The following is a 6312-nucleotide window of genomic DNA, read 5'->3' as shown; positions in this document are numbered from 1 at the left end:
GCATCGCCTGCTACAAGACCTTCATCAGCGGCCTTCTCGACCTGACCGACAATCTGGTGCACGGTGAGGTCGTACCGCCACCGGATCTGCACCGTCGCGACGGTGACGACACCTACCTCGTCGTCGCCGCCGACAAGGGGACCGCGTCGTTCTCCGACATCGCGAACGGCAAGGCGCAGGAGTACGGGTTCTGGCTCGGCGACGCCTTCGCCTCCGGTGGCTCGGTCGGCTACGACCACAAGGCCATGGGGATCACCGCGCGTGGAGCCTGGGAGTCGGTGAAGCGGCACTTCCTCGAGATGGGTGTGGACACCCAGAGCGAGGACTTCACGGTGGTCGGCATCGGGGACATGAGCGGGGACGTGTTCGGCAACGGCATGTTGCTGTCCGAGCACATCGGCCTGGTCGCGGCGTTCGACCATCGGGACGTCTTCCTCGACCCCACGCCTGACCCGGCGGTCGGTTTCCAGGAGCGCAAGCGGCTGTTCGAGTTGTCACGGTCGAGCTGGCAGGACTACAACCAGGACCTGATCAGTGCCGGCGGTGGGGTGTATTCCCGGTCCTTGAAGTCGATCCCGATCAGCAAGCAGGTTCGCAAAGCCCTCGGTCTCGAGGACTCCGTGAAGAGCATGACCCCCAACGACCTGCTCCATGCGATCCTGCAGGCGCCCGTCGATCTGCTGTGGAACGGCGGGATCGGCACCTACGTGCGAGCCAGTTCTGAGACGGACGCCGAAGTGGGGGACAAGGCCAACGACCCGATCCGCGTGACGGGAGCCCAGTTGCGCTGCAAGGTCGTGGGTGAGGGCGGCAATCTCGGCCTCACCCAGCTCGGCCGCATCGAAGCCGCTGAGAACGGTGTTCGGCTCAACACCGACGCCATCGACAACTCGGCCGGCGTCGACAGCTCCGACCACGAGGTCAACATCAAGATCCTGACCGGCATCCTGGAGCGCGGCGGCGAACTGACCCGCCCCGACCGCAACACGCTGCTGGCCTCGATGACCGACGACGTGGCCCATCACGTTCTGGAGCACAATTACGATCAGACCCTGGCCCTGACCCTGCTGGAGAGCGACGCCGTCTCGGAGGTCGACGCCCAGATCCGCTACATGGTCGACCTGGAGCACCGCGGCCGCCTGGACCGTCGCGTCGAAGGTCTGCCGACCAATACGGCGCTTCTGGAGCGCAAGGCGGCCGGCAAGGGCCTGACCCGTCCGGAGCTGGCGGTGCTGCTGGCCTATGGCAAGCTCGATCTGTTCGACGAGATCGTCGCCTCGTCGGCGCCGGACGATCCCTGGTTCGAAGCCACCCTGCAGGGCTACTTCCCCAAGGCGCTGGGCAAGTACGCCGACGCCATGCAGAAGCATCGCCTGAAGCGCGAGATCATCGCCACGGTGGTCGGCAACCAGATGGTCAACATGTGCGGCCCGACCTTCGCCAGCCGCCTGAAGGCCGCCGCCAGCTCGGATATCGCGGCCGTGGTCGTCGGCTTCACGGCCGCCCGCGAGATCCTGGGGATCGACGCCCTGTGGGATCAGGTGGGCGCGCTCGACAACAAGGCGTCCGCCGATGGCCAGACGGCGCTCTGCAAGGCCCTGGCCTACGCCCTGCGCAGCCTGAGCTTCTGGCTGGCGCGCCGGGCGTTCCGCGACAAGTCCAGCGTCAAGGCGCTGGTCGAGGCTTACGGCCCGTCGGTCGCCAAGCTGCGCGGCCAGACGCCCGCCATCCTGTCGCCGTTCGAGCAGAAGGCGGTGGCCAAGCGCGCCAAGGCCTACATTGCCGACGGCGCTCCGGACGCCCTGGCCCAGGCCGTCGCGGCGCTGCAGCCGCTGACCACCGCCGCCGATCTGGTCGATCTGGCCAACGCCTCCAGCTGGAGCGTCGAGAATGTCGCCCGCCTGTATCACCAGGTCGGCGCGGCCTTCGGCTTCGACCGCCTGCGGGCGGCGGCCGGGGCCTTCGTCGGCGGCGACAGCTTCGAGCGCCTGGCGGTCCGCCGCCTGATCGAAGACATGCTCGGCGAGCAGGCCGCGATCACCCAAACCGTCCTCAAGTTCGCCGCCAACGCTCAGGCGGGCGAGGACGAGGCGGGAACCAAGGCGGCGATCAGCTCGTGGGCCTCCCTGCGCGGCGACCTGCCGCGGACGGTCAAGCAGACGATCGAGGAGATCGAGCAGGCCGGCGGCGGCTGGACCTTCGCCAAGCTGACGATCGCCAACGCCGCCCTGCGCGAGCTTTCGGCCGCCTAACCCCGTGATTGCATCCCACGCCGGAGCGAGGCAGGCTCGCGGCGTGGGGGCTTCGCGGGGACGTCGATGACCAAGGACCGGATCGTTCTGCTGGACGCCCTGCGCGGCCTGGGCGTGCTGGGCATCCTGCTGTGCAACGCGCCGGACTTCGCCGTCCCGCCAATGCTGGCCGAGTCGGCCGCTCACTGGCCGCACGGGACCGGCGCGGCCACCCTGTCGGTCTGGGTCGTCACCCAGTGGCTGTTCCAGCGCAAGTTCGTGACCCTGTTCGCCATGCTGTTCGGCGTGTCGATTTTCCTGGTCGGCGGCGAGCGATCGGACCTGGAGCGCGGCGCGATCCTGCGCCGGCGGCTCGTCTGGATGGTCGTGTTCGGGCTGCTGCACGGCTTTCTCATCTGGTACGGCGACGTGCTGCTGAGCTACGCCCTGGCCGGCTTCGCGGTGATGCTCACGCGGTCCTGGTCGGCGCGGAAGCTGATCCGGACCGGGCTCTCGATCTGGCTTGTCGTCAGTCTGCTGGCCGTTGTCGGCCTGAGCATGGCGGCCTCCATGCCCAAAGACGCCGCCCAGCAAGCGCTGGAGACCGCCCAGGAGCTGGCGAAGGCCAGGGCGGCCGAAGTCCAGTATGGCGGGAGCTTCCTGCAGTCGCTGATCCAGAACGCCAAGGACCGCCTCGCCTTCCTGCCCGGCGAGCCGCTGATCTTCGTCATGACCTCGGCGCTGATGATGATCGGCCTGGGCGCGTTCAAGACCGGCGTCCTGACCGGCGAGGCCTCCGATCGGACCTATCGACGGCTGCTAGTCTGGGGTCTCCTCGCCTCGGCCCTGATCGGCGCGCTGTTCGTCGCCCAGGCGGCGATGGGCCTGCCGAGGGGCCTTGGCATGGTCGCGGTGGGGATCCAGTGGGCGCTGGCCCCGCCCACGACGCTGGCCTATGTCGCCCTGATGGTGTTCGCCGCCCGCTCCAAGGTCTGGTCGGCGATCCCGCGCGCCCTGGCGCCGGTCGGACGGATGGCCTTCACCAACTATCTGGCCCAGTCGCTGATCATGACCTTCATCTTCTACGGCGGTCGAGGCCTTGGCCTGCATGGCGAGGTCGATCGGCCAGGGCTGGCGGCGATCACGGTCGGGATCTGGATCGTCCAGATCCTGTGGTCGCGGTGGTGGCTGGACCGCTTCGAGATGGGGCCGCTGGAGTGGGTCTGGCGGCGCCTCTATCGCGGTCCCTCGCCGCTTCGTCGACCCGCGCTGGTCGCGGTCTAGCCGCAGGCCTTCAGGGCGTCGGTGAAATAGGCCTGAACCTGCTGGAACAGGTCCGGGCGATAGCGCGCCCTTGGGTCGTTGGCCCGATCGTCGTCGAAGGCGTGGGTGGCGTCGGGCAGGAACATCTGGTCGACGCTCAGCCCGTCGCGCGCCAGACGATCAAGGGCCAGCTTGGGCGCCTTCCAGCCGACCACCTGATCCCTTCCGGCCAGCACCGACCAGACCGGCGGCGGCGCCTGGCCCCAGCCGTGGCGGGTCGTCAGGGCCGGATAGCCAGCATAGGGATAGACCAGCAGTGCGCCCTTCACGACCGAGCGCAGCCTCGCCGGGTCGGCGTCAGACACGCGGGTGATCGCCGCGGCCCGCTCGCCCAGCGCATAGGCGTCCATGATCGTCCAGCCGCCGTGGCTCCAGCCGGCCAGGAAGAGGCGCGAGGCGTCGGCCCAGGCCTGCCCCTCCAGCCAGGCCAGCATGGCGAAGACGTCGCCCGCCCGCTGCGGGCCCCGCACCCGCAGGCCGGTGCAGACCGTCAGCTTGGCGTCGAGGCTGGAGACCCCGCGCGGCAGGAACGAGTCGACCACCACGGCCGCCCAGCCCGCCGCCACGGCGGTCTTCGCATAGACCTCGAGGAACGGCGTCTTGCCGCCGCAGCCGTGCAGGATCAGCGCCACCGGAAAGGGCCCGGGCCCTTCCGGCTTGAACACCCGGGAGTGGCGGGCGATCTGCTCGCCCCAGGCGGCGCTGTCCATGTTCACCCCATGAGGCCTCTAGTGCCTGAACACCCGCACGCCGGTGAAGGCCATGGTCAGGCCCAGCTTGTCAGCCGCCTCGATCACCTCGGCGTCGCGCATCGAGCCGCCCGGCTGGATGATCGCCGTCGCGCCCGCTTCCGCCGCCTGGATCAGGCCGTCGGCGAACGGGAAGAAGGCTTCCGAGGCGCAGGCGCACCCCCGGAGGTCCAGGCCAAAATCAGCCGCTCGAAGGGCGGCGATCCGGGCCGAGTCCTTGCGGTTCATCTGGCCGGCGCCCACGCCCAGGGTCTGGCCGGCGCGGGCGTAGACGATGGCGTTGGACTTGACGTGCTTGCCGACCGTGAAGGCGAACAGCATGTCGCGCACTTCTTCCTCGGTCGGCTGGCGCTTGGTCACGATCTTCAGGTCCGACGCTTTGATCCGCGCGTCATCACGAGATTGAACGAGGAAGCCGCCGGCCACGCTCTTGAAGGTGTCGCCGGTCGACAGCGGATCGGGCAGGCCGCCGGTGACCAGCAGGCGCAGGTTCTTCTTGGCGGCGAAGACGGCCACGGCGTCCTCGTCGGCCTCGGGGGCGATCACCACCTCGGTGAAGATCTCGACCATGGCCTCGGCCGCCTCGCGGGTCAGCCGCGAATTGACCGCCACGATGCCGCCGAAGGCCGAGGTCGGGTCGCAGGCGAGCGCCCGCTCATAGGCCTCGCGCTGGGTCGCGCCGACCGCCACGCCGCACGGATTGGCGTGCTTGATGATCGCCACCGCCGGGCCCTGGGCCGGGTCGAACTCGGCGATCAGCTCGAAGGCCGCGTCGGTGTCGTTGATGTTGTTGTAGGAAAGCTCCTTGCCCTGCAGCTGCTTGGCCGTGGCCACGCCCGGGCGCGGGTTGGGGAACGTATAGAAGGCCGCCTTCTGGTGCGGGTTCTCGCCATAGCGCATGGTCTGGCGCAGCTCGCCGGCGATCGACTTGCGGGCCGGGAAGTCCTGGCCGAGCGCCTGGGCGAACCAGGCCGAGATCGCCGCGTCATAGGCCGCCGTGCGGGCGTAGGCGCGGGCCGCCAGGGTCTGGCGCAGCGCCAGGGTCGTCCCGCCGGCCTTCAGGGCCTCCAGCACGTCGGCCAGATCGCTCGGATCGGTGCAGACGGCGACATAACCGTGGTTCTTCGCCGCCGAGCGGATCATGGCTGGGCCGCCGATGTCGATATTCTCGACGCACTCGGCGTAGGACCCGCCCTTCGCGACGGTCGCCTCGAACGGATAGAGATTCACGTACAGGATATCGATGCCGCCGATGCCGTGATCGGCCATGGCTCGCGCATGTTCGGGAGCATCCCGAACGCCGAGAAGCCCGCCGTGCACCACCGGGTGCAGGGTCTTCACGCGGCCGTCCATCATCTCGGGGAAGCCGGTCAAGTCCGAGACGTCCTTGACCGGGATTCCGGCCGCGGCGATCGCGGCCTTGGTGCCGCCGGTCGAGACCAGCTCGACCCCGGCCTCGTGCAGCGTCTTGGCGGCCTCGACCAGGCCGGTCTTGTCGGAGACCGACAGCAGGGCGCGCGCAGGCGCGACGAGATCGGGGGCGGACGGATAGTCGGGGGCGGCGGGCACGGCGGACTCCAGGTTTCGTGGTCGGAAATGGGAGCCCAGGCGCGCGGCTTATGCGTATCGAGCTCCCCGGTGGTCGCCCACCTTCAACGCCAGTCACTCGAACGGGGCGGAAAATACGGGGGCGAGCGGGGGAGTCAATGCGGCGACCTCTGAAGCCCCCTTCCCCTTGATGGGGAAGGGCCGGGGATGGGGTGACTGGTGAGGTGGCGGCGGTGCGCGGCCTTGACCGCTGGAGATCACCCCACCCCTACCCCTCCCCATCCGCCAACGGAGGGGACGTGATTGTTCGGCTTCACGCGGCTGGCCGCTGAAGGTGACGGGGAGGCGACGGAGCGGCCGAGCGAACCCGGAGACCGTAAGGTTTGATTTGCGTTTCGGCTCGACCGTCCGCTCCGCCAGGCTGTTCTTGCCCGTGAGGATGGGGGGCGTGAGCGTGTTTC

General features: G+C 69.1%; 4 protein-coding genes and 1 riboswitch. Of the genes, 2 read left to right on the top strand and 2 right to left on the bottom strand.

The features are described 5' to 3' along the window. Together Q0379_RS19570 and Q0379_RS19565 are read left to right on the top strand one after the other, a co-directional pair. A partial coding sequence (locus Q0379_RS19570) for an NAD-glutamate dehydrogenase domain-containing protein (protein ID WP_299015613.1) occupies positions 1 to 2252 on the top strand: 2252 nt, incomplete at its 5' end. A 66-nt stretch (positions 2253 to 2318) separates the two neighbouring features. Further along, positions 2319 to 3515, top strand: coding sequence for a DUF418 domain-containing protein (locus Q0379_RS19565; RefSeq protein WP_299015610.1), 1197 nt, complete (start codon positions 2319 to 2321; stop codon positions 3513 to 3515). On the opposite strand, the gene Q0379_RS19560 is transcribed toward Q0379_RS19565, so the two are convergent. Next, positions 3512 to 4270, bottom strand: coding sequence for an alpha/beta hydrolase fold domain-containing protein (locus Q0379_RS19560; RefSeq protein WP_299015607.1), 759 nt, complete (start codon positions 4268 to 4270; stop codon positions 3512 to 3514). The genes Q0379_RS19565 and Q0379_RS19560 overlap by 4 nt on opposite strands. 12 nt (positions 4271 to 4282) lie before the next feature. Continuing rightward, on the bottom strand, positions 4283 to 5872 hold the full coding sequence (gene purH, locus Q0379_RS19555) for a bifunctional phosphoribosylaminoimidazolecarboxamide formyltransferase/IMP cyclohydrolase (protein WP_299015604.1): 1590 nt from the start codon (positions 5870 to 5872) through the stop codon (positions 4283 to 4285). A gap of 26 nt (positions 5873 to 5898) precedes the next feature. Next, positions 5899 to 5979: riboswitch (ZMP/ZTP riboswitch) on the bottom strand. Positions 5980 to 6312: the final 333 nt, after the last annotated feature.

It is taken from the genome of uncultured Caulobacter sp. (assembly GCF_937900395.1).
GTDB lineage: Bacteria > Pseudomonadota > Alphaproteobacteria > Caulobacterales > Caulobacteraceae > Caulobacter.
This window is presented reverse-complemented; position numbering and strand designations above follow the sequence as displayed.